The sequence below is a fragment of the Micromonospora sp. ATA51 genome, from assembly GCF_016802855.1.
GTDB lineage: Bacteria > Actinomycetota > Actinomycetes > Mycobacteriales > Micromonosporaceae > Micromonospora > Micromonospora sicca.
The window spans coordinates 1-22663 of record NZ_JAEVHJ010000087.1 but is presented as its reverse complement, the minus strand read 5'-3'; the positions used below and the strand labels follow the sequence as shown (position 1 = coordinate 22663).

Here is a 22663-nt window from a genome sequence, read left to right as displayed (position 1 = left end):
CGGGACGTCGGCCGGGGTGGGCCGGTGCCCTGCGCCACCCCGATCGCCGTCTTCGAACGCGCGTGGGTGCTCGCCATCCTCGCCCGGGCGGGGGTGCCGGCGACAGTGCCGGCCGCGCTGGTCGCCGAGCTGCGGGCCGCCGTCGGCCGGCTGGCGCCGCCACCGGGCCCGGCCTGCCGGCCGACGCCGACACCACCTCGGTGACCCTGTACGCCCTGGCCCGGTTGGGCCTGCCGGTCGACCCGTCCAGCCTCTGGTCCTACGACACCGGCGCCCACTTCTGCACCTGGCCCGGGGAGGACGGGGCCTCGGTCACCACCAACGCCCACGTCCTCGACGCCCTCGGGCACCACCTCACGCACGGCGGGACGGCCGTCCAGCCCCGCGCGGCGGGCGCGGCGGACCGGGTCGCCGCCTGGCTGGTCGCCGGACAGCAGGCCGACGGGCGGTGGTGCGACCGGTGGCACGCCTCGCCCTACTACGCCACGTACTGTGCCGTGCTCGCCCTGAGTGACCACGCCGGGAGCGCCGGGGCGCGAACCGCCGTCGGGCGGGCCACCGACTGGCTGCTGGACACCCAGCGGCCGGACGGCTCCTGGGGACGGTGGGCCGGCACCGCGGAGGAGACCGCGTACGCCCTGCTGGCCCTGCTGGCCACCGACCGCTCGTCCGAGGCGGCGGTCGCCGCCGGCCGCCACCGATTGTCCGAACTGGACGGCCGGGACGGCGAGCCGGCGTTGTGGCACGACAAGGACCTGTACCGACCGACGTTGATCGTGCGCGCGGCGGTGCTCGCGGCGCTGTGGACCGGCGACGCAACAGGCGACGCGGCACCCCTCGGTACCCTGCCATGATCAGCATCGCTTGAGTCAGCTTCTGGACACTGCTAGCGTGCGCCGGGGTCGATCGGATCGTCGACGACTCATCTCGGGCACGTGATTCGAATACCCGGCCAGGACGGTGTGATGGGTTCCCGCAGTACGAATCTCCGTACCAAAGTCATCGCCCTGCTCGTGTCGCTGATCGCCCTGTGGGCCTTCGCGGCGTGGGTGACCGTACGGGACGGCTTCAATCTGCTCGGCGTCCAGACGCTCAACGCGCGGGTCTTCGAGCCGAGCGATCCGCTGCTGCTCCAGCTGCAGAACGAGCGGCGGCTTTCGCTGTCGTACCTGGGCCAGCCCGACCCGGACCAGCTCAAGGAGCTGGGCGCGCAGCGGCAGCGGACCGACGAGACGGCCACCGCGCTGTGGCGGTCCACCCAGGACTGGCGGACCGAGCTGCCGGCGAGCGAGCAGCTCGAACAGCGGATCGCCGCGCTCCGGACGGAGGTCGAGCAGCTCGGCGACATCCGGGCCGAGGTGGGGCGGCGGACCATCGACCGGACCGCGACGCTGGCCGCGTACAACGAGGCGATCGACGCGATCTTCGGGGTCTTCGACGCGCTCAGCGGTCTGGACGACGACCAGATCGCCCGGGACACCGCCGCGCTGATCGACCTCAACCGGGCCCGGGAGCTGCTGTCGCAGGAGGACGCGCTGCTGACGGGCGTCCTGGCGGCCAACCGGATGACCGTGGCCGAGCAGACCACCTTCGCCCGGCTGGTCGGTGCGCAGCGCTACCTCGCCGGACGCACCGGGAACGACCTGTCCTCGACAGACCGGGACCGCTACCAGACGATGATCGACGGCGTCGCGTTCCGGCAGCTGCGCGGCCTGGAGGACCGGGTGCTGGCGGCCAAGGGCAGCGAGATCAGGCCACCCGTGTCGGCGCCCGCGTGGCAGGTCGCCGCCCCGCAGGCGATGGAGGACCTGCGCAAGGTCATTCTCGCCGGCGGTGAGGACATCGTGTCCCGGGCGACCCCGGTCGCCGTCATGGTGATCGTGCGGCTGGTGCTGGCGGCCGGCCTCGGCCTGCTCGCCGTCATCGCGTCCATCGTGGTGTCGATCACCACCGCCCGATCGCTGGTCCGGCAGCTCGAACGGCTGCGTGAGGCCGCGTTCCGGCTGGCCAACGAGCGGCTGCCCGGCGTGGTGGAGCGGCTGGGCCGGGGCGAGGAGGTCGACGTCGCCCGGGAGGCGCCGCCGCTGGAGTTCGGCGACGACGAGATCGGTCAGGTGGGCAAGGCCTTCAACGCGGTGCAGGAGACCGCGATCCGGACCGCCGTCGAGCAGGCCGAGCTGCGCCGCAGCGTCCGCGAGGTGTTCCTCAGCCTGGCCCGGCGCACCCAGGCCCTGGTGCACCGCCAGCTCACCCTGCTCGACGCGATGGAGCGCCGCGAGCACGACGCCGAGGAGCTGGAGGACCTGTTCCGGGTCGACCACCTGGCCACCCGGATGCGGCGCAACGCCGAGAACCTGATCGTGCTCTCCGGCTCCACCCCCGGCCGGTCCTGGCGCCGCAACGTGCCGATGGTCGACGTGGTCCGCGGCGCGGTGGCCGAGGTCGAGGACTACACCCGGGTGAACGTGCTGCCGTTGGGCCCGGTGTCGCTCGCCGGCCGGGCCGTCGGTGACGTCATCCACCTGCTGGCCGAGTTGATCGAGAACGGACTGTCGTTCTCGCCCCCGCACACCACAGTCGAGGTGCGCGGCCAGGTGGTGGCCAACGGGTTCGCCATCGAGATCGAGGACCGCGGCCTCGGCATGACCGACGAGGACCTCGCCGCCGCCAACCACCGGATCGTCGACCGGTCCGAACTGAACCTCGCCAACGCCGCCCGGCTCGGCCTCTACGTGGTCAGCCGGCTCACCGAGCGGCACGGCGTGCGGGTGCAGCTCAAGGAGTCCGCGTACGGCGGGACCACGGCGGTGGTGCTGATCCCGCTCGACCTGGTCACCGACGACGGCCCCGACCCGGTCACCTCGGGCGGGTTCCGGGCAGGCTCGGGGACCGGCGGGCCGGTCGCGGTCGGCGCCGGGACGGGACGGTCCGAGCCGACCGGCGAGCAGCCGGCCAGCCCGGTGGCGCTGGTGGAGCCGCCCCGCCGAGCACGCCGGAGGACGGGCGTCCGGATGACGCCGCGGACGACGTGCCGGCCGAGACGGACCCGGTACCCGGTCGCGTCGCGGCCGGGCCGGACGAGCCCGCGGTCCCGGAGACGGGGCTGCCGACGCGTGCCCGGCGGCGGACCGGCCTGCCGGGGCTGGACGGTCGACCTACCCGACCGGGCTGCCGGTGACGACCGCGCGGCCCACCGGGGACGCCGCCGCACCGGTGGCGGCCGATCCCGCACCGGTCGCCACGGCCGGCCCCGAGTCGGCCCGGACGGACTCCGGGCTGCCGGTGCGGGTACGGCAGGCGAGCATCGTGCCGGAGCTGCGTGACGAACCGTCCGCTTCGGACGCTGACTCGGACGACGACACGGTACGCCCGCCGGAGCAGGTGCGCCGGATGATGAGCTCCTACCAGAGCGGCACCCGACGCGGCCGGACGGACGCGGCGCGGCTGCTCGGCGGTGCGACGCGCGGGTCCGAGAGCGCGCCGGACACCGCGGACGAACAGGCGACCTGAGGACGACGTCGGTCCGGCCCGATACGGCCGGTACGGCGGAGCGAGCACGGCGACACCAGCCGGGGGAGAAGAGGACGACGAGTGGCGCAGAAGACGGCTTCGAGCGCGGACCTGACGTGGTTGCTGGATGATCTGGTCGGCCGGGTGAAGCAGGCGGAACACGCCGTGGCGCTCTCCACCGACGGCCTGCTGATGGCCTCCTCACAAGGCCTGAGTCGGGACGACGGCGAGCATCTGGCGGCGATGGCGGCCGGCATCCAGAGCCTGGCCCGGGGTGCGGGCAAGCGGTTCGGCGGTGGCCAGGTGCAGCAGACCATCATCGAGATGCAGTCGTCGTTCCTGTTCGTCACGGCGGCCGGCCGCAACGCCTGCCTGGCGGTGCTGGCCTCCGAGGACGCCGACGTGGGCCTGATCGCGTACGAGATGGCGATGCTGGTCACCCGGGTCGGGAGATTCGTCGCCTCGCCGACCCGAGGGCCCGAGCAGCCGACCGGAGAGACCCCGGCGCGATGACCGTCCAGGGGGACTCCGCGGAGCAGGAGTGGGTGGACGACCACGCGGGCCCGGTGGTGCGCCCGTACGCGGTCACCCGGGGCCGGGCCCGCCCGGTCACCGGCACGTTCGACCTGATCTCCCTGGTGATGGCGACCCGGGCCGACGTGGCGTCGGAGTCGGGGCTGGGCCCCGAGCACGTGGCCATCGTCGGCCTCTGCCAGCGGATGCAGTCCGTGGCGGAGATCGCCGCCCACCTCGACCTGCCGGTGGGCACCGTCCGAGTCCTCCTCGGCGACCTGGTGGCCCGCAACCTGGTGCAGGTCCGTGAGCCGCGCGCCACCACCGCCGGCCTTCCCGACGACAGCGTTTTCGAGGCGGTTATCAATGGACTTCGGGCCCTCTGAGCGGCCGGCGGGAGTGGCCCCGCTGCCCACCGCGATCAAGATCCTGATCGCCGGTGGTTTCGGCGTGGGCAAGACCACCATGGTCGGCGCGGTCAGCGAGACCCGTCCGCTGCGGACGGAGGAGGTGCTGACCGAGACGGGGGTGGGGATCGACGACCTCTCCGGCGTGGAGGAGAAGGGCACCACCACGGTCGCGATGGACTTCGGTCGGATCACCATCAGCGACGACCTGGTGCTCTACGTCTTCGGCACCCCCGGCCAGGACCGGTTCTGGTTCGTCTGGGACGAGTTGGCGCTGGGCGCCATCGGGGCGGTGGTGCTCGCCGACACCCGCCGGCTGGCCGACTGCTTCCCGTCGATCGACTACTTCGAGGGCCGGGGCACGCCCTTCGTGGTGGCGGTGAACTGCTTCGAGGGCGCCCGGCAGCACCGGCTGGACGAGGTGCAGGCGGCGCTCAACCTCGACCCCGGGGTGCCGGTGGTGCTCTGCGACGCCCGGCAGCGGGAGTCGAGCAAGGAGGTGCTCATCACGCTGCTGGAGCACGCCATGAAGACCCGCGAGGCCCGCCGCCGGGCCGTCGACTGACCCTCCGGACGCCGAAGGGCCCCTCCCCGCGGTCGCGGGAAGGGGCCCTCTTCGCTGGTACGTCAGCTGGCGATCATGCGACGCAGCACGTACTGCAGGATGCCGCCGTGCCGGTAGTAGTCCGCCTCACCGGGGGTGTCGATCCGGACCACGGCGTCGAACTCCACGCCGGTGTCGGTGGTGACCTTCACCGTGCGCGGGGTGTCGCCGTCGTTCAGCGCGGTCACCCCGGCGATGGAGAAGGTCTCCGTGCCGGTCAGGCCGAGCGACTCCGCGGTGGTGTCCACCGGGAACTGCAGCGGCAGGACGCCCATGCCGATCAGGTTCGAGCGGTGGATCCGCTCGTACGACTCGGCGATGACCGCCCGGACGCCGAGCAGCATCGTGCCCTTGGCCGCCCAGTCGCGCGACGAGCCGGAGCCGTACTCCTTGCCGGCCAGGATGACCAGCGGGACGCCCGCCTCCTGGTACGCCATGGAGGCGTCGTAGATCGACGTCTGCTCGCCGGTCAGGTGGTTGACGGTGAAGCCGCCCTCCACCCCCGGGACGAGCTGGTTGCGCAGCCGGATGTTGGCGAAGGTGCCCCGGATCATCACCTCGTGGTTGCCCCGCCGGGAGCCGTACGAGTTGAACTCGTGGCGCGGCACGCCGTGCTCGGCGAGGTACTTCCCGGCCGGGGAGTCGGCCTTGATCGAGCCGGCCGGGGAGATGTGGTCGGTGGTCACCGAGTCGCCGAGCTTGGCAGCACCCGCGCTGGACCGATATCGGAAACAGGCGCCGGCAGGCGCCCCATGCCCTCGAAGTACGGGGGCTTGCGGACGTAGGTGCTGTCGCCCGCCCAGGCGAAGGTGTCGCCGGTCGGGGTCGGCAGCGACTGCCAGCGCTCGTCACCGGCGAAGACGTCGGCGTACGCGGCGCTGAACCCGGTGGCGCCGATCGCCTGGGCGATGACGTCCTGGATCTCGGCGCTGTTCGGCCAGATGTCGCGCAGGAAGACCGGGTCGCCCTGGCTGTCCTCGCCGAGCGGCTCGTTGGCCAGGTCGATGTCCATCGTGCCGGCCAGCGCGTACGCGACCACCAGCGGCGGGGACGCCAGGTAGTTCATCTTGACGTCCGGGTTGATCCGGCCCTCGAAGTTCCGGTTGCCGGAGAGCACGGAGACGACGGCGAGGTCGCCCTCGTTGACCGCGGCGGAGACCTCCTCCGGCAGCGGGCCGGAGTTGCCGATGCAGGTGGTGCAGCCGTAGCCGACCAGGTTGAAGCCGAGCTTGTCCAGGTACGGCGTGAGGCCGGCGCGCTCGTAGTAGTCCATGACGACCTTGGAGCCGGGCGCCAGGGTGGTCTTCACCCACGGCTTGCGGGTCAGGCCCTTGTCGACCGCGTTGCGGGCGAGCAGCGCGGCGCCGATCATCACCTGCGGGTTGGAGGTGTTGGTGCAGGAGGTGATCGCGGCGATCACCACGGCGCCGTGGTCCAGCTCGTACTCGACGCCGTCGGCGCTGGTCACCCGGATCGGGTTGGTGGCGCGCCCGCCGGCGCCGGCCGCGGCGGTCTCCAGGTCGCGCGGCTCGTCGGCCGGGTCGCTGAACTCGTTGGCCGGCGGATCGCTGGCCGGGAAGGACTCGGCGCTGGCCTCGTCGGCCGGGCCGTTGGCGCCGCGCGGCAGCTGCTCGCGGGCGACGCCCGGTTTGAGGTCGCGCTCACCGGCGGAGTCGTCCGCCACGTAGTCGGTCAGCGCGCCGCGGAACAGCGTCTTGGCGCTGCCCAGCGGCACCCGGTCCTGGGGGCGCTTCGGGCCGGCCAGGGACGGTTCGATGGTGCCGAGGTCCAGCTCCAGGCGCTCCGAGTACTCCGGCTCGCGGTTCGGGTCGTGCCAGAGGCCCTGCTCCTTGGCGTACGCCTCGACGAGCGCGACCTGCTGCGGGTCGCGGCCGGTCAGCTGCAGGTAGCGGATGGTCTCGGCGTCGATCGGGAAGATCGCGACGGTGGAGCCGTACTCCGGGGACATGTTGCCGATGGTGGCCCGGTTGGCCAGCGGCACGGCGCTCACGCCGGGGCCGTAGAACTCGACGAACTTGCCGACCACGCCGTGCTTGCGCAGCATCTCGGTGATGGTGAGCACCAGGTCGGTGGCGGTGGTGCCGGCCGGCATCTCGCCGGAGAGCTTGAAGCCGACGACCCGCGGGATCAGCATGCTGACCGGCTGGCCGAGCATCGCGGCCTCGGCCTCGATGCCGCCGACGCCCCAGCCCAGCACGCCCAGGCCGTTGACCATGGTGGTGTGCGAGTCGGTGCCGACCACGGTGTCCGGGTACGCCTGACCGTTGCGCTCCATGATCGTACGGGCCAGGTACTCGATGTTGACCTGGTGCACGATGCCGGTGCCGGGCGGGACGACCTTGAACTCGTTGAACGCGGTCTGGCCCCAGCGCAGGAACTGGTAGCGCTCCTTGTTGCGCTCGTACTCCAGGTCGACGTTGCGCTGGAAGGCGTCCTCGCGGCCGAACAGGTCGGCGATGACGGAGTGGTCGATGACCAGCTCGGCCGGGGCGAGCGGGTTCACCTTGGTGGCGTCGCCGCCCAGGTCCCGGACGGCTTCGCGCATGGTGGCCAGGTCGACCACGCAGGGCACGCCGGTGAAGTCCTGCATGAGCACCCGCGCCGGGGTGAACTGGATCTCCACGCTCGGGGCGGCGGTGGGGTCCCAGCCGCCGAGCTCGCGGATGTGGTCGGCGGTGATGTTCGCGCCGTCCTCGGTCCGCAGCAGGTTCTCCAGGAGGATCTTCAAGCTGTAGGGCAGCCGGTCGTGGCCCTCCACCTTGTCGACCTTGAAAATCTCGTAGCTCGCGTCTCCGACGCGTAGCTGGGTCTTCGCACCGAAGGTGTCGAGGCTCGCCACGTCGTACTCCTTCACACCAGCGACCGTGAGTAGTCCTGAGCAGTCTGTCGCACCGGCCGGGGGGACGCCCGGGTTAGGTGACACTTACCGCCGATTCTCGCTTCCAATAAAACCGTACGTCCGTCTTGCTATTGATGCAACCTCGTGCCACGGTTCGGGACGAGGACGTGCCACCATGATCCATCACGTCCTGCTCGCCTGCCCACCCGGCTCCGAGGCCGCGTCCCGGGCGTTCTACGCCGTCTCCACACCCACGACCCGCACGGCAACCGCCTCGAGTTCCTCGCCCCGATCGCCGGCTGACGCCCGCCCAGCCTCGCGGACGGCCAGGGGGAGGGCTCCTCGGGCCGTCTGTCGACGGGCGCCGGCCCCGACGGGCGGTCCGTCCTTGAGCGGGCGGCTCGGACGCCGCGGCGCGGGTAGGGTTCGGGGTCGGACCGGAAGGGGTGGCGGGTGGTCGACGTACAGCACTGGCTCTCGGCGCTGCCGCCGGGCCTGGTCTACCTGATCGTCGCCGGGGTGATCGGCGTGGAGAGCATGGGCGTGCCGCTGCCCGGCGAGATCGTCCTGGTCAGCTCCGCCCTGCTCGCCGCGGCGGGCGTGGTCGAGCCGGAGTGGGTCGCCACCGCCGCGGCTGCCGGCGCCATCGTCGGCGACTCGGTCGGGTACGCGGTGGGCCGCCGGGGTGGGCGTCCGCTGCTGGCCCGGCTCGGCCGGCGCTTCCCCCGACATCTCGGCCCCGCGCAGATCGCCCGCGCCGAACAGAGCTTCGCCCGGCACGGTGTCTGGGCGGTCTTCTTCGGCCGCTTCGTGGCGCTGCTGCGGATCCTCGCCGGCCCGCTGGCCGGCGCGCTGCACGTGCCGTACCGCCGGTTCCTGGTGGCGAACGCGGCCGGCGGCCTGGTCTGGGCCTTCGGCACCACCTACCTGCTCTTCAGCGTGGGCCGGGCGGCCGAGCACTGGCTCAAGGACATCTCCTGGGCCGGTCTCGTCGTCGCGATCCTCGCCGGGCTGGCCAGCACCTGGTGGCTGCGCCGCCGGGCCCATCGGCTCGGCCCGGCGGAGGCGGCCGACGAGGCCGAGCCGGTCCGCGCCGGCAGCGACCGCTGACCCGGCGCTCGGATACGACGAAAGGGCCGGCCCCCGGGTGGGGGTCGGCCCTTTCGGGTTGGTGCTGGTTGGGTCAGGAGGCGGTGTAGCCGCGGGTGGCGATCCAGTCGGCGAGGTTGTCCACGCTCATCCGGTAGGAGGCCATGTTCGGGTCGGCCGAGTCGGCGATGGTCGCCGTGTGGCCGCCGTCGCGGTAGCCCACGACGCTGATGTAGTGCCCGCCCTCGAAGGAGTGGGTGTTGCCGTCGGTGTCGACGGCGGTGCCGGCGATGTTGGCGACCACGGCGCGGCCCTCATCGACGGTGTGGACGATGTCGGTGCGCAGCTTGTCGGTCTGCTTGCCGTCGGCCTTCGGGTCGCGGATTTCGACGCTGTGGTAGACGTCCTTACCGGTTTCCTTGTTCAGGACCGGGGTGATGTCGTTGACGCTGTTGGTGCCGGCCTCGGTGGTGCCCATTTCCTTGGCCATGGCGTCGACGTCGATGGCCTTGCCCTGCACGGACAGGGCGTTGCGGGTGGCGGCGGGGCCGCAGTAGTAGAAGTTGGGCTGGGCCTGGTAGCGGACGTTGAGTTCCCGCTCACCGCCGTGCTTGCGGTCGGTCTGGACCTGCGCGGTCGGCTTGGCCTCGGCGGCGTGGGCGGCGATGGCGGGGCCGGCGATGCCACCGGCGGTGGCGGCGAGACCGGCGGCGGTCAGGGCGGTCTTACGGATCAGATCGGTACGCATGTTGGCGTGCTCCTCTGCTTGGGGGTGTGCACGACACCGCACGGGGGGTGCGGTCGCGCCGCGCAAAAAAAGGGGAAGTCTTGAAGGGGATCGGCCCGGCGGCAGTGGCCTGCTCGGGCGTCCGGGGGTGTAACGACCCGGGCCGGCCAGGCATTCCACCACGCTCACGGGCTCCCGGGGTTCCGGCTGGAAGGCCGGGGTTCCGGGGGATGTAACCGGGCCGGGCGGCCGGGTGTTCCCGCGGCCTGGGCTCCGGGCCCTCACCACCGGGGCAGACCCGCGGTGGCATGCCATCTTCAACGCCCCGACCCCGCCGGCCATTCCACCGCCGGGTGCACGGGACGCCGGCCATGAACCGGACATCAGACACAGAACGTCCCACCGGAACCAGACAGCCCGCCCAGGTCGCCCTCAAGCGCCCACGGACCGCCCGACGACCCGCCGGGCTCGACCGGCACGGATCCGCACAGTGGCAGATAGGAGCTCCGGGCGGCCGGTCGGCGTCCAGTCGCGGGTGGGCGCGAGAAGGGATCTCGCGCTCGGCGCCCGACGTCGGGTGTGGACGGGATGCAGCGTCTGCCACCATGTCGGTCATGGAGATCTGGCACAACCCGGCCTGCTCGAAGTGCGCCGCCGCCCGGGCCACCCTCGACGAGGCGCGGGTGCCGTACCGGCTGCGGGCGTACCTGGACCAGCCGCCGAGCGAGGCCGAGCTGACCGAGGTGCTACGCCGGCTCGGCGCCCGCGCGTGGGACATCTGCCGGACCGGTGAGCCGGCCGCGGTCGCCCAGGGGATTGCCGACTGGCCGCGCGACGACGCCGAGGAGCCCCGCTGGATCGCGGCGATGGTCGCCCACCCGGAGCTGATCCAGCGCCCGATCCTGTTGCTGGACGACGGCGGCGCGGTGGTTGGTCGTACCGCCGAGGCGCTCGACGCGGCGACGCGCCGGACGGCCCCCGACGGCGGGTAAGCGGCGCGGGCGCCGGGTCAGGGCCGGTCGTCGGCCGGCGTCGCGGCCCCCGCGGCCTTCGCGTGCCGCTCGCGCAGCCGGTCCCGGACCTCCTCCGGGGTGTACGTCCGTCGCCGCCGCTCCGCCCGGGCGATGACCACCCCGGACGCCGCGACGCCGGCGAGGCCGGCCAGTCCGAGCACCTTCCACCACCGCATCCGTTGCCGCATCCGCATAGGGTAGTCGTCCATGAGCATCAGTCTGGACGAGGCCGTGGAGCTGACCCGGACCGGTGACGTGTGGGTGTTCCGCGGCCGCAGCGTCCCCGACCGCGCGATCCAGTTCACCACCAACAGCCCGGTGAACCACGTCGGGATGGCCGTCGTGCTCGACGACATGCCGCCGCTGATGTGGCACGCCGAGCTGGGCCGCTCCCTGCCGGACATGTGGACCGGCACCCATCAGCGCGGCGTCCAGCTGCACGACCTGCGGGACGCGGTCTGCGTCTGGGCGAACCGGTACGGGCAGCGCGCCTGGCTGCGCCAGCTCGAACCGCCGGCCGCCGCCGCGATGGAGGAGGCGGTGCTGCGGACCGTCGCCCGCCTCGACGGCACTCCCTTCCCGTCCACCGCGCAGCTCGCCTGGCGCTGGGCCCGGGGGCGGGTGCCCAACCTGCGCCGCCGAACACCCTCCACGCCGGACGGTGGCGGGGTGCCGGTGCGCGACCGGGCGCTGGAGACGGCGTACTGCGCCGAGGTGGTGGCGGTGACGTACGAGGCGATGGGGCTGCTGCCCGCCGGCCGCCGTCCCAACTGGTACGACCCGGGGCGGTTCTGGAGCGGCGACGACCTCGACCTCACCGGTGGCGCGCAACTCGGCGCCGAGATCGAGGTACGCATTCCGCCGCGCTGACCAGGTTTGCCGTGGCGCGTGCGCGGCAATTGAGAGCGACGTGAAGGCCTCGACGGATCTCGACACGCTCACCGACTTCTTCGACCGGTACGGCGTGGCGTTGACCGCCGGCGACGTGCCCGCCATCGCCGGCTGCCACGCCCTGCCCGGGCTGGTGGTCGCGGACACCTACAGCTTCTCGTTCACCTCGCCGGCCGCGGTGGCGCTCTCCTTCGTCGGCGCGGCCCCGGATTATCAGGAGCGCCAACTCGTCGCGGCGAACGCGCAGTTCGAGGACGTGCAGCAGGTCTCCGCGCTGCTCACCGAGGTGGCGGTGCGGTGGGAGTTCCTGGACAGCCAGGGCCACGCGGTGCCGGGCGAGCGCTACCGCTACCTGCTGCGGGCCACCGAGGACGGCCCGGCCATCTGCACCGTCATCCGCACCGCCTGACCGGACGATCGGCCCGCTCAGGAACGGGCCGTGGCGGCGAGGAAGCCGGCGGGCACCCGTTCGGCGGGGATCAGCGCGGGCACGGTCGTGAGTAGACCCGAACCGCCGCCTGCCGGCCAGCCGTTTTCCGCCTCCCGCCCGCCGGACGGCCGGATCGGGGTGGGCCCGCTGTCCCCGCCCGATCAGGCTGGCTACGCTGGCGCGTCGGCTCGGGCAAGGGGGCGGTCAGCAGCTTGGGTCTAATGTGGCGTTATGAGGCGTTAGTGAATTTGAAGCAGTGGGCTGAGCGGGAGGGTGTGCACCAAGTCGGGACGTATCGGTGGTTTCGGGAAGGTAAGCTGCCGGTCCCGGCTCGCCGGGTTGGCCAGCTGATCCTGCGTGACCCCGCCGTGACGACGATCGTGGTGGAGCACCGGGACCGGTTCGTCCGCTTCGGCGCCGAGTACGTCGAAGCCGCTCTGGCTGCGCAGGGTCGCCGGCTGCTCGTGGTCGAGCCGCCCGAGGTCGACGGCGACCTGGTGCGGGACGTGACGGAGATCCTCACCTCGCTGCGCGCTCACCTCTACCGGCGGTGGGACGTCGCGGACCGCGTCCGCCGGGCGGTCGAAGCCGCTACCGGGGACGAGCCAGCGTGAGGGCAATGCAGGCGTACCGCTTCGCGCTCGACCTGACCCCTACGCAGCAACGGGCGGTGCTGGCTCACGCGGGGGCAGCGCGGGTGGCGCACAACTGGGCGCTTGCCCGGGTCAAGGCGGTCATGGACCAGCGGGCCGCCGAGCGCACTTACGGCATCACCGACGTCGAGCTGACCCCTGCTGCGGGCTGGTCGCTGCCGGCGCTTCGTAAGGCGTGGAACGCCGCGAAGGCTGACGTGGCGCCGTGGTGGACGGAGTGTTCGAAGGAGGCGTTCAACACCGGTCTGGACGCGTTGGCCAGGGCGTTGAAGAACTGGTCCGATTCCCGCACCGGCAAGCGTGTCGGACGCCGGGTGGGGTTCCCGCGGTTCAAGTCCCGGCGCCGCTCGACTCCGTCGGTGCGGTTCACCACCGGGGCCATCCGTGTCGAGCCGGACCGTAGGCATGTGGTGTTGCCCCGGCTGGGCCGGTTGAAGCTGCACGAGTCCGCCCGTAAGCTCGCCCGCCGGCTGGAGGCGGGCACCGCCCGGATCGTGTCAGCGACGGTGCGCCGCGACGGTGGCCGCTGGTTCGTGGCGTTCTGCGTCGACGTCGACCGCCGTGAACGCGCGCCGGCACAGCCACAGGCGACGGTCGGCGTGGACGTTGGGGTCATCAACCTCGCCGTGCTGTCCACCGGCGAGTTGGTGCCCAACCCCCGCCACTTGGATGGCGCGGCCCGCAGGATGCGGCGTCTCGCCCGGCGCATGTCCCGCCGGGTCGGCCCGGATCGGCGCACCGGCCAACGTCCGTCCAAGCGGTGGGAGCGGGCCCGCGCCCAGCTCGGCCGGGCGCACGCCCGGGTCGCTCATCTGCGCCGCGACGGCCTGCACAAGCTGACCACCCGGCTCGCCCGCGAGTACGCCACCATCGTGGTCGAAGACCTCAACGTCGCCGGGATGCTGCGCAACCGGCGGCTGGCCCGGCGCATCGCCGATGCCGGGTTCGCCGAGCTGCGCCGGCAACTGGCCTACAAGACCGGATGGAGCGGCGGCCGACTGGTCGTGGCCGACCGCTGGTATCCGTCCTCGAAAACCTGCTCGGGTTGCGGCGCGGTGAAAACCAAGCTGACCCTGTCCGAGCGGACCTACAACTGCACCGTCTGCGGCCTGACCCTCGACCGAGACGTCAACGCCGCACGTAACCTCGCCGCACTCGCGGCTGAGGTGAACACCGCCGGGAGTGGCCCGGTGGCCGGACGTGGAGCCGACCGTAAGACCCGCCGAGGCGGGCCGGTGGCCGTGAAGCGTCAACCCGGCATCGCTTCGGCGAGCAAGACCGGGACCGTCCCACCGCAAGGCGGGACATCCAATCACATGCTCACCAAAGCATCATGAGAGGAAACGGGACCTGATGGGCATTCGGCGCGACGAACGGTCGGGGTCGTCGTCCGTACCGAGGGTACTGACGTCGCTGCCCTGGGTCGTGGTGCTGCTGGGCGTCAGCCTGCTGACCGTCCTGCTGCTCGTGGCCCTGCTGTCCCTGCGCGGGCCGGAGCGACAGTCGGCGGCGCCGGCGCCGGCGCCGCCGATCTACCTGCCCACCGTGGCGGAGACGACGACGTCCCCCGCGCGACCGACGCCCCGCTGATCGCCGTCGACACCACCGCCTCGCCGACCGTGTCCGCCAGCAGCACCCCGTCGCGGCGGGCCAGTTCCGCCCGGCCGTCCGCCTCGGCGTCGCGCCCGCCACGGCGGCCGCCCCACGGACCGGCGCGCTGGCCGCGCGCTACCAGGCCACGGCGAGTGGGCGGGACTACTTCGAGGCCCGGCTGACGGTCAGCAACGGGTCCGCCCGGGGTCAGGACTGGCGGGTGGAGCTGCTCTTCACCGGCAATGTGAAGGGCATCCAGGCGTCCTCCGGCTCGGGGCTGTCGGTGACCTCGCAGGGCAACGGTTGGTTCGTGCTGCGCGGCACCGATCCGCTCGGCGCCGGGCAGAGCGCCGTGGTGCAGATGCGGTTCAGTCGTACGGGCAGCGGTGATCGGCCAGGTCAGTGCACCGTCAACGGCAACGCGTGCACCATCGGCTGACCGCACGCCCTGCCCGGGACCGGGCACTTTCCGGCATTGGTCCCGATCGCTACGCTCACTCGACGGGATCGACAGGGGAGGGGCCATGTCCGGCACGCGTCGCACCCGGCCATTGCCCGGCGCCAGTACCGCGATCGCCTCCTCGCCCTGGATCGTGGTGTCGATCGGCGTGATCGTGATGGTGGTGTTGCTGGTCCTCGCGCTGGCCTCGACCCGCGGGCGGCGGCCGTACATCGATGCCCGGCCGGGTCCGCCGGTCGCCACCGTCCCGCTGCCCGGCCTGCCACCTGGCACACCGTCCCGCGCGGCGTCGACCAGGACCCCGCCGGCGGTGCCCGGTCTGTCGCCACGGTCGACCGTCCTGCCGAGCACCGGCCGGCCGACGTCGAGCGCGTCGGCGCGCGCGGGTGGTGGTGGGGGCACCGAACGGCCGACCCCACCCCCGGTGCGCCCGTCGGTGACCGGGCGATACGGGGTGGCCAACACCTGGGACGGCGGTTTCCTGGGTGAGGTGCTGATCGTCAACGCCGGCTCGACGGCCCGCGGCTGGACGGTGCGGCTGGCGTTCCCCGAGGGACGGATAGTCGGGTTCTGGGTGGCCGGTGCGGAGGGGGGAAGTGGCCGCGTGTCCGACGGCGTCCTGACGTACCGGAGTGGGGCTGACCTGGCGCCCGGAAGGTCGGTGCCGTTGCAGTTCCAGGTCGAGAACACCCGCACGACCCGCCCGGAACTCTGCACCGTCAACGACTCGCGCTGCTCCGGCTTCTGAGCCGGCGCGCGGTCCACGTCGCCGGCCGATGGTGGCCGCATCCTGATCACCGTCCGCAATGGTCCCGGGCGGCCCGGTCGATGCTCCGTTTCGCAAGGTGACTGCTTTGTTGCGACTTGGTTTGCAAGGTATTGCAGAATGTTTCGGCAAGGGCTAGCGTGCGGGCGAATCAGCGACCAGAGGAAGGCCGTCGATGAAACCCCCGCCGATATCCCGCAACGCCCTGCTCGCCTTGGTTTCCACCCTCACCCTCGCCCTCGTCGGCGTGCCGGTCGCCGTTCACCAACTGGGCGCCGACGCCACCGACGGCTCCTCCCGCGCCGACCTCCTCGCGGCCGCCGGCGCGGCGCAGTGGCGCCAGGAACCGTCCGCCGAGGCCCTGCTCAAGGCCGGCGCCAACAGCGCGCAGGCCGACCAGTTCTACTTCGTCCTGCCGGACCGCTTCGCCAACGGCGACCAGCGCAACGACACCGGCGGCCTCACCGGTGACCGGCTGAGCACCGGGCTCGACCCGAAGGACAAGGGCTTCTACCACGGCGGCGACCTCAAGGGCGTCATCAACAAGCTCGACTACATCGAGGGGCTCGGCACCACGGCCATCTGGCTCGCCCCGATCTTCAAGAACCGGCCCGTGCAGGGCACCGGCGCGGACGTCTCCGCCGGGTACCACGGCTACTGGATCACCGACTTCACCCAGGTCGACCCGCACTTCGGCACCAACGAGGAGCTGAAGCGGCTGGTCACGCTCGCCCACCAGCGGGGCATCAAGGTCTACCTCGACGTCATCGTCAACCACACCGCCGACGTCATCAGGTACGCCGAGGACAGGTACGCGTACGTCGACAAGAAGACCGCGCCCTACCAGGATGCGCAGGGGCGGGCCTTCGAGGACCGCAACTACGCCGACGGCACCCGGGACTTCCCGAAGGTCGACCTGACGTCGTTCCCGTACACGCCGACGTTCGCCAGCGCGGCGGACGCGAAGGTCAAGGTCCCGGCCTGGCTGAACGACCCGACCATGTACCACAACCGCGGTGACTCGACCTTCGCGGGCGAGAACAGCGAGTACGGCGACTTCTTCGGCCTGGACGACCTGTGGACCGAGCGTCCCGAGGTGGTGCGCGGGCTGACCAAGGTCTACGGCGACTGGATCGGCAGCACCGGCGTCGACGGCTTCCGGCTGGACACCGTCAAGCACGCCAACCTCGACTTCTGGCCGCAGTTCAGTCAGGGCATCGAGCGGGCCGCCGAGCAGGCCGGCAAGAAGGACTTCTTCATGTTCGGCGAGGTCTACAGCGCCGACCAGGAGATCGAGTCGACGTACGTCCGGCAGGGCGGTCTGCCCGCCACCCTCGACTTCTCCTTCCAGGAGGCCGCCCGCGGCTACACCGCCGCCGACGGCTCCGCCAAGGCGCTCGCCGACATGTACGCCCGGGACGACCTCTACGCCGCCCGGGACACCGACGCCAACCGGCTGACCACCTTCCTCGGCAACCACGACATGGGCCGGATCGGCTCGTTCATCGCCGCGACCGGCGGCGACGACGCCAGCCAGCTGCGCCGCGACCAGCTCGCCCACCAGCTGATGTTCCTCACCCGCGGCCAGCCGGTCGTCTACTCCGGCGACGAGCAGGGCTTCACCGGCCCGGGCGGGGACAAGGACGCCCGGCAGGACATGTTCGCCAGCGAGACGGCGGACTACCTCGACGACGACCTGATCGGCACCACCCGCACCCACGCCAGCGACCAGTACGACAAGAGCCACCCGCTGTACCGCACCATCGCGAAGCTGGGCGAGCTGCGGCAGGCCCACCCGGCGCTGCGGGACGGCGTCCAGGTCACCCGGTACGCGGCCGACGGGCCGGGCGTCTTCGCCTTCTCCCGGATCCTGCCGTCCGACCGCACCGAGTACGTCGTGGCGGTCAACAACGCCGCCACCGCGCAGACTGTCTCCGTGGACACCTGGTCGGCCGGCGCCACCTTCGCCGGCGTCTACGGCGGTTCGGCCACCTCGACGGCCGCCGCCGACGGCAAGCTGAGCCTGACCGTGCCGGCGATGTCCGCCGTGGTGCTCAAGGCCGACCGCGCCATCCCGCAGGCCGGCGCCGCGCCGGGCATCACCATCACCGCGCCGGGCGACGCCCCGGTCGCCACCAAGGCCGCCGCCACCGCCCAGGTCACCGGCGACCCGCTGGCCACCGTCACCTTCGCCGCAAGGGTCCCCGGTGGCAAGTGGACGCTGCTGGGCAGCGCGCACAAGGCCCCGTACACCGTCCACCACGACCTGACCGGACTGGCCGGGGGGACGAAGGTCGAGTACAAGGCCGTGGTCCGCGACGGCAAGGGCCGGGTGGCCAGCGCCCGCGCCACCGGCGTGGTCGGCACCCCGGCGCAGAGCGCCTCGCGGGACTGGGCGGTGGTGCACTACCAGCGCCCGGCCGGCGGGTACGACGACTGGGGCCTCTACACCTGGGGCGACATCGACCCGGCGTACGCCACCGAGTGGCCCAAAGGGCAGCCGTTCGCCGGTGAGGACTCGTTCGGCCGGTTCGCCTGGGTCAAGCTGAAGCCCGGCGCCAAGTCCGTCGGCTTCCTCGTGGTCGACTCCAACGGCAACAAGGACGTCGGCAACGACCGCACCATCGACGTGACGCAGACCGGCGAGGTCTGGGTCAAGCAGGGCGACGGCGCGCTCTACCCGACCCGGCAGGCCGCCACCGGCGAGCCCGATCCGGCCGTGGACCAGAGCACCGCGGTCATCCACTGGCGCAAGGCCGACAACAACTACGACGGCTGGGGCCTGCACCTGTGGGACGGCGCCGCCAACCCGACCGACTGGGGCAGCCCGCTCAAGCCGGAGAAGGTCGACTCCTTCGGCGCGGTCTTCCGGGTGCCGCTGGCCGCCGGGGCGACCGGGCTGAGCTACATCATCCACAACGGCGACACCAAGGATCAGCCCGACGACCAGCGGCTGGACTTCGCCGCCGCCGGGCACGAGGTCTGGCTGCTCGCCGGGGTCAAGGGGCGGCTGCTGCCCGCCACCTCCTCCGGGGTCGCCAAGGACGTCGACATCACCAAGCAGAGGGCGCAGTGGATCGACCGGTCCACCGTCGCCTGGGAGACCGGGCCGACCGACGGCAAGCGGTACGCCCTGGTCGCCGCCCCGACCGGCGGGCTGAGCATCGCCGACGGTGAGCTGGCCGGGACGTACATCACGCTGCCGTTGCGGGCGCAGCGCAACGGGCTCACCGAGGCCCAGCGGACGGCCTACCCGCACCTGTGGGCCTACCACGCCTTCAGCCTTGACCAGGCGGACCTGGCGAAGGTGCCGGCGGCGCTGCGTGGGCAGCTCGCGGTGACCGAGCGGGACGCCGAGGGCACGCTGCTCGGCGCGACCGGCGTGCAGATCCCGGGCGTGCTCGACGACGTCTACCGGGCCGCCACCACGGCCAAGCTCGGGCCCACGTTCGCCGGCAAGGTGCCCACCCTGGCCGTCTGGGCGCCCACCGCCCGTACGGTCGCGTTGCAGCTCTTCGACTCGCCGACGGCCGAGCCGAAGACCGTGTCGATGAGCCGCAACGACCGCACCGGCGTCTGGTCGGTGCGCGGCACGAAGGGCTGGACCGGCAAGTACTACCGCTACCAGGTCGAGGCCTGGCAGCCGGCAGCGCAGAAGGTGGTCACCGCCGCGGTGACGACCCGTACTCGGTGGCCCTGGCGCCGGACTCGACGCACAGCCAGATCGTCGACCTGACCGACCCGGCGCTGGCCCCGGCCGGCTGGGCCACGCTGCGCAAGCCGGCCGCGGTGCCGTCGTCGAAGGCGCAGATCCAGGAGCTGTCGGTCCGCGACTTCTCCATCGCCGACGGGAGCGTGCCGGCCGGGCGGCGGGGCACCTACCTCGCCTTCACCGACCCGAACACCACCGGCATGAAGCACCTCAAGGCACTCGGCGACGCGGGGGTCAACTACCTGCACCTGCTGCCGGCGTTCGACTTCGCCACCATCCCCGAGAAGCGGGCCGACCAGCAGCAGCCCGCCTGCGACCTGGCCGCGCTGCCGCCGGACTCCGACCAGCAGCAGAAGTGCGTCGCCGCGGTGGCCGAGAAGGACGGCTTCAACTGGGGGTACGACCCGCTGCACTACACCGTGCCGGAGGGCGGCTACGCCGTCGACCCGGCCGGGGCGCAGCGGACCACGGAGTTCCGGCAGATGGTCGCCGGGGTGAACCAGGCCGGCCTGCGCGTGGTGATGGACGTCGTCTACAACCACACCTCCGCCGCCGGCACCGACCCCAAGTCGGTGCTCGACCAGGTGGTGCCGGGCTACTACCACCGGCTGCTGTCCGACGGCAGCGTCGCCAACTCGACCTGCTGCGCCAACACCGCGCCCGAGCACGCCATGATGGGCAAGCTGGTGGTGGACTCCCTGGTCACCTGGGCCAGGCAGTACAAGGTGGACGGCTTCCGGTTCGACCTGATGGGCCACCACCCGAAGGCGAACATCCTGGCCGTCCGGGCCGCGCTGGACAAGCTCACCGTGGCGCGCGACGGCGTGGACGGGAAGAAGATCCTGCTGTACGGCGAGGGCTGGAACTTCGGCGAGGTCGCCGACGACGCCCGGTTCGTGCAGGCCACCCAGGCCAACATGGCCGGCACCGGGATCGGCACCTTCAACGACCGGCTCCGCGACGCGGTCCGTGGCGGCGGCCCGTTCGACGGCAACCCGCGGATCCAGGGCTTCGCCTCCGGGCTGTACACCGACCCGAACGGCGATCCGGTCAACGGGTCGGCGGCCGAGCAGAAGGCGCGGCTGCTGCACTCCCAGGACCTGATCAAGGTCGGGCTGACCGGCAACCTGCGCGGCTACCGGTTCACCGACTCCTCCGGGAGGACGGTCACCGGCGCGCAGGTGGACTACAACGGCGCGCCGGCCGGCTACACCGCCGCGCCGGGCGAGGCGGTCACCTACGTCGACGCGCACGACAACGAGATCCTGTACGACGCGCTGGCGTACAAGCTGCCGCAGGGCACCTCAGCGCATGACCGGGCCCGGATGCAGGTGCTCGCCCTGGCGACCACCGCCTTCGGGCAGGGCACGGGCTTCGTGACGGCCGGCTCGGAGCGGCTGCGCTCCAAGTCGCTGGACCGCAACTCGTTCAACTCCGGTGACTGGTTCAACCAGATCCGCTGGGACTGCGCCCAGGGCAACGGCTTCGGCGCCGGTCTCCCCCCGGCACAGGACAACGAGAGCAAGTGGTCGTACGCGAAGCCGCTGCTGGCCGATCCGAAGCTGGTGCCGGACTGCGCGGCGATCAACCTGGCCGACGGCCGGTACGCGGAGCTGCTGGAGGTTCGGCGGTCGTCGCCGGTCTTCGGGCTGGCCACCGCCGACCAGGTGCAGAAGCGGGTCGCCTTCCCGCTCTCCGGCGAGCAGGAGACCCCGGGCGTGCTCACCATGACCCTGGACGGCCGTGGACTGGACGGTAAGTGGAAGTCGGTGACGGTGGTCTTCAACGGCACGCCGGCGGCGGCGGAGCAGACGGTGACCGGCCTGCGCGGGGCGAGCGTGGCCCTGCACCCGGTGTTGCGGAACTCGGTTGACCCGGTACTGCGGACCGCCTCGTTCGACCCGGCGAGCGGCACCTTCACCGTGCCGGCGCGCAGCGTGGCCGTCTTCGTCCAGAGCTGACCTGACGACGGTCCGCCCCCCTGCCACCGAGGTGGCAGGGGGCCGGACGGCTGCGCGGATCCGTTCGCTGACCGTCGATCAGTTGAAGCAGTCCTCGACGGTGCCGGCGCAGTTGGTCGGGTCGTTGTCGGTGACGGTGGACTCGTCGTCGAGCTTGACCGTGCCTTCGTTGTTGAGGATGCCGCCGGCGACGCGGTGGTTCTTGGACGGGTCGGTGGCGGTGTTCTTGGTGACGCGGGTGTCGGTCAGGGTGACCTTGCCCTTGTTGTTGAAGATGCCGCCGCCGTTGAGGGCGGTGTTGCCCTTGATCTCGGTGTCCCGCAGAGTCAGGGTGGCGTTGTCGTCCTTGCCGTCCTTCTTGTCCTGGTAGCCTTCGTCGATCTTCACGTCGGTGTCGCCGTTGAAGATGCCGCCGCCGAAGCGTCCGGCGGTGTTGTCGACGATGTCGCTGTCGGAGATGGTGGCGGTGGCGTCCGACTTCTTCTCGTCCTTCTTGTCGCCGTCGTCCTTCTTGTCGCCGTCGTCCTTCTTGTCGCCGCCGTTGGAGGACCAGTCCTTCTTCTTGTCCTCGCCGCCGGTGTTGACGATGCCGCCGCCGTCCTTGTCGGCGTGGTTCTTGGCGACGATGACCTTGTCGAGCTTGAGGTCGGTGTCGAGGGCGTAGATGCCGCCGCCGCTCTCGCAGGCGGTGTTGTTCCTGATCACGGTCAGGGTGATCGTGACGGTGCCGCCGGAGCTGGACAGGCCGCCGCCGTTCTTGCCGGCCTTGTTGTTGTCGATGGTGCTCTTGACCTCGTCCTTGCCCTTGGCGGAGCCGGTGATCTCGACGGTTCCGGCCTCGTCGCGGTCCTTGCGGTCCTTGTCGTGGCCGTTGTTGTCGTAGCCGCCGTTGTGGTAGGTGCTGTTGTCGTAGCCGTTGTTGTCGTAGCCGTTGTTGTCGTAGCCGTTGTTGTCGTGGTCGTTCTTGTCGTGGTCGTCGTGCTTGCCGTTGCCGTTGGCGATGCCCCCGCCGTTCTTGCCGGCGGTGTTGTTGCTGATGTGGGTGTCCTTGACCTTGAGGGTGCCGCGGTTGAAGATGCCGCCGCCGTCCTTCTGGGCGTGGTTGTTCTCGACCTTGCTGTCCTCGAGGTGACCCGGCCGAAGTTGGCGATCGCGCCGCCGTTGTTCTCGGCGTTGTTGCCGGTCAGCTTCACGTTCTTCAGGTGGGCGCTGCCGCCACGCTCGACCAGCAGCGCGCCGCCGTCACCCTCGCCGTCCTTCTTGCGGTCGTCCTTCTTGCGGTCGTCCTTCTTGTCCTTGTCGCCCGACCACGAACCCGAGCCCTGCGAACCCGAACCCGGGCCCGAGCCCTGTGCGGCCGGCGCGGCCGGCGCGGCCAGGGCCACTGGCGCGGCCTGAACGGCCGCCTCCGGTCTGGGCGGCGGGCGCCATCTGCATGCCCGCCGCCCTGGCCGTGGCCGGCCGGCGCACCCGC

General features: G+C 71.9%; 19 protein-coding genes and 3 pseudogenes. 18 read left to right on the top strand and 4 right to left on the bottom strand.

The window, feature by feature from the left end:
* From JNW87_RS15890 to JNW87_RS15860, 7 genes and pseudogenes are all read left to right on the top strand, one after another.
* Nucleotides 1-204, top strand: a pseudogene (locus JNW87_RS15890) (hypothetical protein); the annotation flags it as partial.
* Entirely contained in the window at nucleotides 201-854 is a 654-nt protein-coding gene (locus tag JNW87_RS15885) for a prenyltransferase/squalene oxidase repeat-containing protein (protein ID WP_238453944.1), read from the top strand. The pseudogene JNW87_RS15890 and the gene JNW87_RS15885, both read left to right, overlap by 4 nt.
* 111 nt (nucleotides 855-965) lie before the next feature.
* On the top strand, nucleotides 966-3323 hold the full coding sequence (locus JNW87_RS15880) for a nitrate- and nitrite sensing domain-containing protein (protein ID WP_238453943.1): 2358 nt from the start codon (nucleotides 966-968) through the stop codon (nucleotides 3321-3323).
* Complete coding sequence (locus JNW87_RS15875; RefSeq protein WP_238453942.1) at nucleotides 3307-3510, top strand: hypothetical protein; 204 nt, start codon at nucleotides 3307-3309, stop codon at nucleotides 3508-3510. The genes JNW87_RS15880 and JNW87_RS15875 overlap by 17 nt, the downstream gene beginning before the upstream one ends.
* Before the next feature lie 81 nt (nucleotides 3511-3591).
* A complete protein-coding gene (locus tag JNW87_RS15870) occupies nucleotides 3592-4023 on the top strand; it encodes a roadblock/LC7 domain-containing protein (RefSeq protein WP_109802483.1) in 432 nt (143 codons plus the stop codon).
* The gene (locus tag JNW87_RS15865; RefSeq protein ID WP_109802484.1) at nucleotides 4020-4409 is read left to right on the top strand and encodes a DUF742 domain-containing protein; all 390 of its coding nucleotides are present in this window, start codon (nucleotides 4020-4022) and stop codon (nucleotides 4407-4409) included. The genes JNW87_RS15870 and JNW87_RS15865 overlap by 4 nt, the downstream gene beginning before the upstream one ends.
* On the top strand, nucleotides 4390-4995 hold the full coding sequence (locus tag JNW87_RS15860; RefSeq protein WP_109802485.1) for an ATP/GTP-binding protein: 606 nt from the start codon (nucleotides 4390-4392) through the stop codon (nucleotides 4993-4995). Before JNW87_RS15865 ends, JNW87_RS15860 begins: the two co-directional genes overlap by 20 nt.
* A gap of 62 nt (nucleotides 4996-5057) precedes the next feature.
* Here JNW87_RS15860 and JNW87_RS15855 read toward each other — a convergent pair.
* Nucleotides 5058-7909: pseudogene (locus JNW87_RS15855) on the bottom strand (aconitate hydratase).
* A 438-nt stretch (nucleotides 7910-8347) separates the two neighbouring features.
* Here JNW87_RS15855 and JNW87_RS15850 point away from each other — a divergent pair.
* Complete coding sequence (locus JNW87_RS15850) at nucleotides 8348-9004, top strand: DedA family protein (RefSeq protein ID WP_109802487.1); 657 nt, start codon at nucleotides 8348-8350, stop codon at nucleotides 9002-9004.
* A 73-nt stretch (nucleotides 9005-9077) separates the two neighbouring features.
* Here the strand turns inward: JNW87_RS15850 and JNW87_RS15845 are convergent, their stop codons facing one another.
* Nucleotides 9078-9731: a C39 family peptidase gene (locus JNW87_RS15845; RefSeq protein ID WP_238453941.1), complete on the bottom strand. Its 654-nt coding sequence runs from the start codon at nucleotides 9729-9731 to the stop codon at nucleotides 9078-9080.
* Nucleotides 9732-10324: 593 nt separating this feature from the next.
* On the opposite strand from JNW87_RS15845, the gene JNW87_RS15840 reads away from it, so the two are divergent.
* On the top strand, nucleotides 10325-10702 hold the full coding sequence (locus JNW87_RS15840; RefSeq protein ID WP_109805397.1) for an ArsC/Spx/MgsR family protein: 378 nt from the start codon (nucleotides 10325-10327) through the stop codon (nucleotides 10700-10702).
* A 17-nt stretch (nucleotides 10703-10719) separates the two neighbouring features.
* Here the strand turns inward: JNW87_RS15840 and JNW87_RS15835 are convergent, their stop codons facing one another.
* The gene (locus tag JNW87_RS15835; protein WP_236648509.1) at nucleotides 10720-10932 is read right to left on the bottom strand and encodes a hypothetical protein; all 213 of its coding nucleotides are present in this window, start codon (nucleotides 10930-10932) and stop codon (nucleotides 10720-10722) included.
* Between JNW87_RS15835 and JNW87_RS15830 the strand changes: the two genes are divergently transcribed.
* From JNW87_RS15830 to pulA, 8 genes and pseudogenes are all read left to right on the top strand, one after another.
* Nucleotides 10931-11593 (top strand): hypothetical protein, encoded by a 663-nt coding sequence (locus JNW87_RS15830; RefSeq protein WP_109805394.1) that lies wholly within the window; start codon nucleotides 10931-10933, stop codon nucleotides 11591-11593. The two genes, JNW87_RS15835 and JNW87_RS15830, sit on opposite strands and share 2 nt — an antisense overlap.
* 40 nt (nucleotides 11594-11633) lie before the next feature.
* Complete coding sequence (locus tag JNW87_RS15825) at nucleotides 11634-12023, top strand: hypothetical protein (protein WP_109805395.1); 390 nt, start codon at nucleotides 11634-11636, stop codon at nucleotides 12021-12023.
* Nucleotides 12024-12286: 263 nt separating this feature from the next.
* Nucleotides 12287-12658, top strand: a complete 372-nt coding sequence (locus JNW87_RS15820) for a hypothetical protein (protein ID WP_238453940.1) — start codon at nucleotides 12287-12289, stop codon at nucleotides 12656-12658.
* A 5-nt stretch (nucleotides 12659-12663) separates the two neighbouring features.
* Nucleotides 12664-14034, top strand: a complete 1371-nt coding sequence (tnpB, locus tag JNW87_RS15815; RefSeq protein ID WP_238453945.1) for an IS607 family element RNA-guided endonuclease TnpB — start codon at nucleotides 12664-12666, stop codon at nucleotides 14032-14034.
* A gap of 16 nt (nucleotides 14035-14050) precedes the next feature.
* Nucleotides 14051-14287, top strand: coding sequence for a hypothetical protein (locus tag JNW87_RS15810; protein ID WP_238453939.1), 237 nt, complete (start codon nucleotides 14051-14053; stop codon nucleotides 14285-14287).
* 223 nt (nucleotides 14288-14510) lie between these two features.
* The gene (locus tag JNW87_RS15805) at nucleotides 14511-14729 is read left to right on the top strand and encodes a hypothetical protein (protein WP_238453938.1); all 219 of its coding nucleotides are present in this window, start codon (nucleotides 14511-14513) and stop codon (nucleotides 14727-14729) included.
* 85 nt (nucleotides 14730-14814) lie between these two features.
* On the top strand, nucleotides 14815-15498 hold the full coding sequence (locus tag JNW87_RS15800; protein ID WP_109802663.1) for a cellulose binding domain-containing protein: 684 nt from the start codon (nucleotides 14815-14817) through the stop codon (nucleotides 15496-15498).
* A 193-nt stretch (nucleotides 15499-15691) separates the two neighbouring features.
* Nucleotides 15692-21189: pseudogene (pulA, locus tag JNW87_RS15795) on the top strand (pullulanase-type alpha-1,6-glucosidase).
* Between the two features lie 78 nt (nucleotides 21190-21267).
* On the opposite strand, the gene JNW87_RS15790 reads toward pulA, so the two are convergent.
* Nucleotides 21268-21894 (bottom strand): hypothetical protein, encoded by a 627-nt coding sequence (locus JNW87_RS15790; protein ID WP_238453937.1) that lies wholly within the window; start codon nucleotides 21892-21894, stop codon nucleotides 21268-21270.
* 159 nt (nucleotides 21895-22053) lie between these two features.
* On the opposite strand from JNW87_RS15790, the gene JNW87_RS15785 reads away from it, so the two are divergent.
* Nucleotides 22054-22587 (top strand): hypothetical protein, encoded by a 534-nt coding sequence (locus JNW87_RS15785; RefSeq protein ID WP_238453936.1) that lies wholly within the window; start codon nucleotides 22054-22056, stop codon nucleotides 22585-22587.
* The last annotated feature ends 76 nt before the right edge of the window (nucleotides 22588-22663 follow it).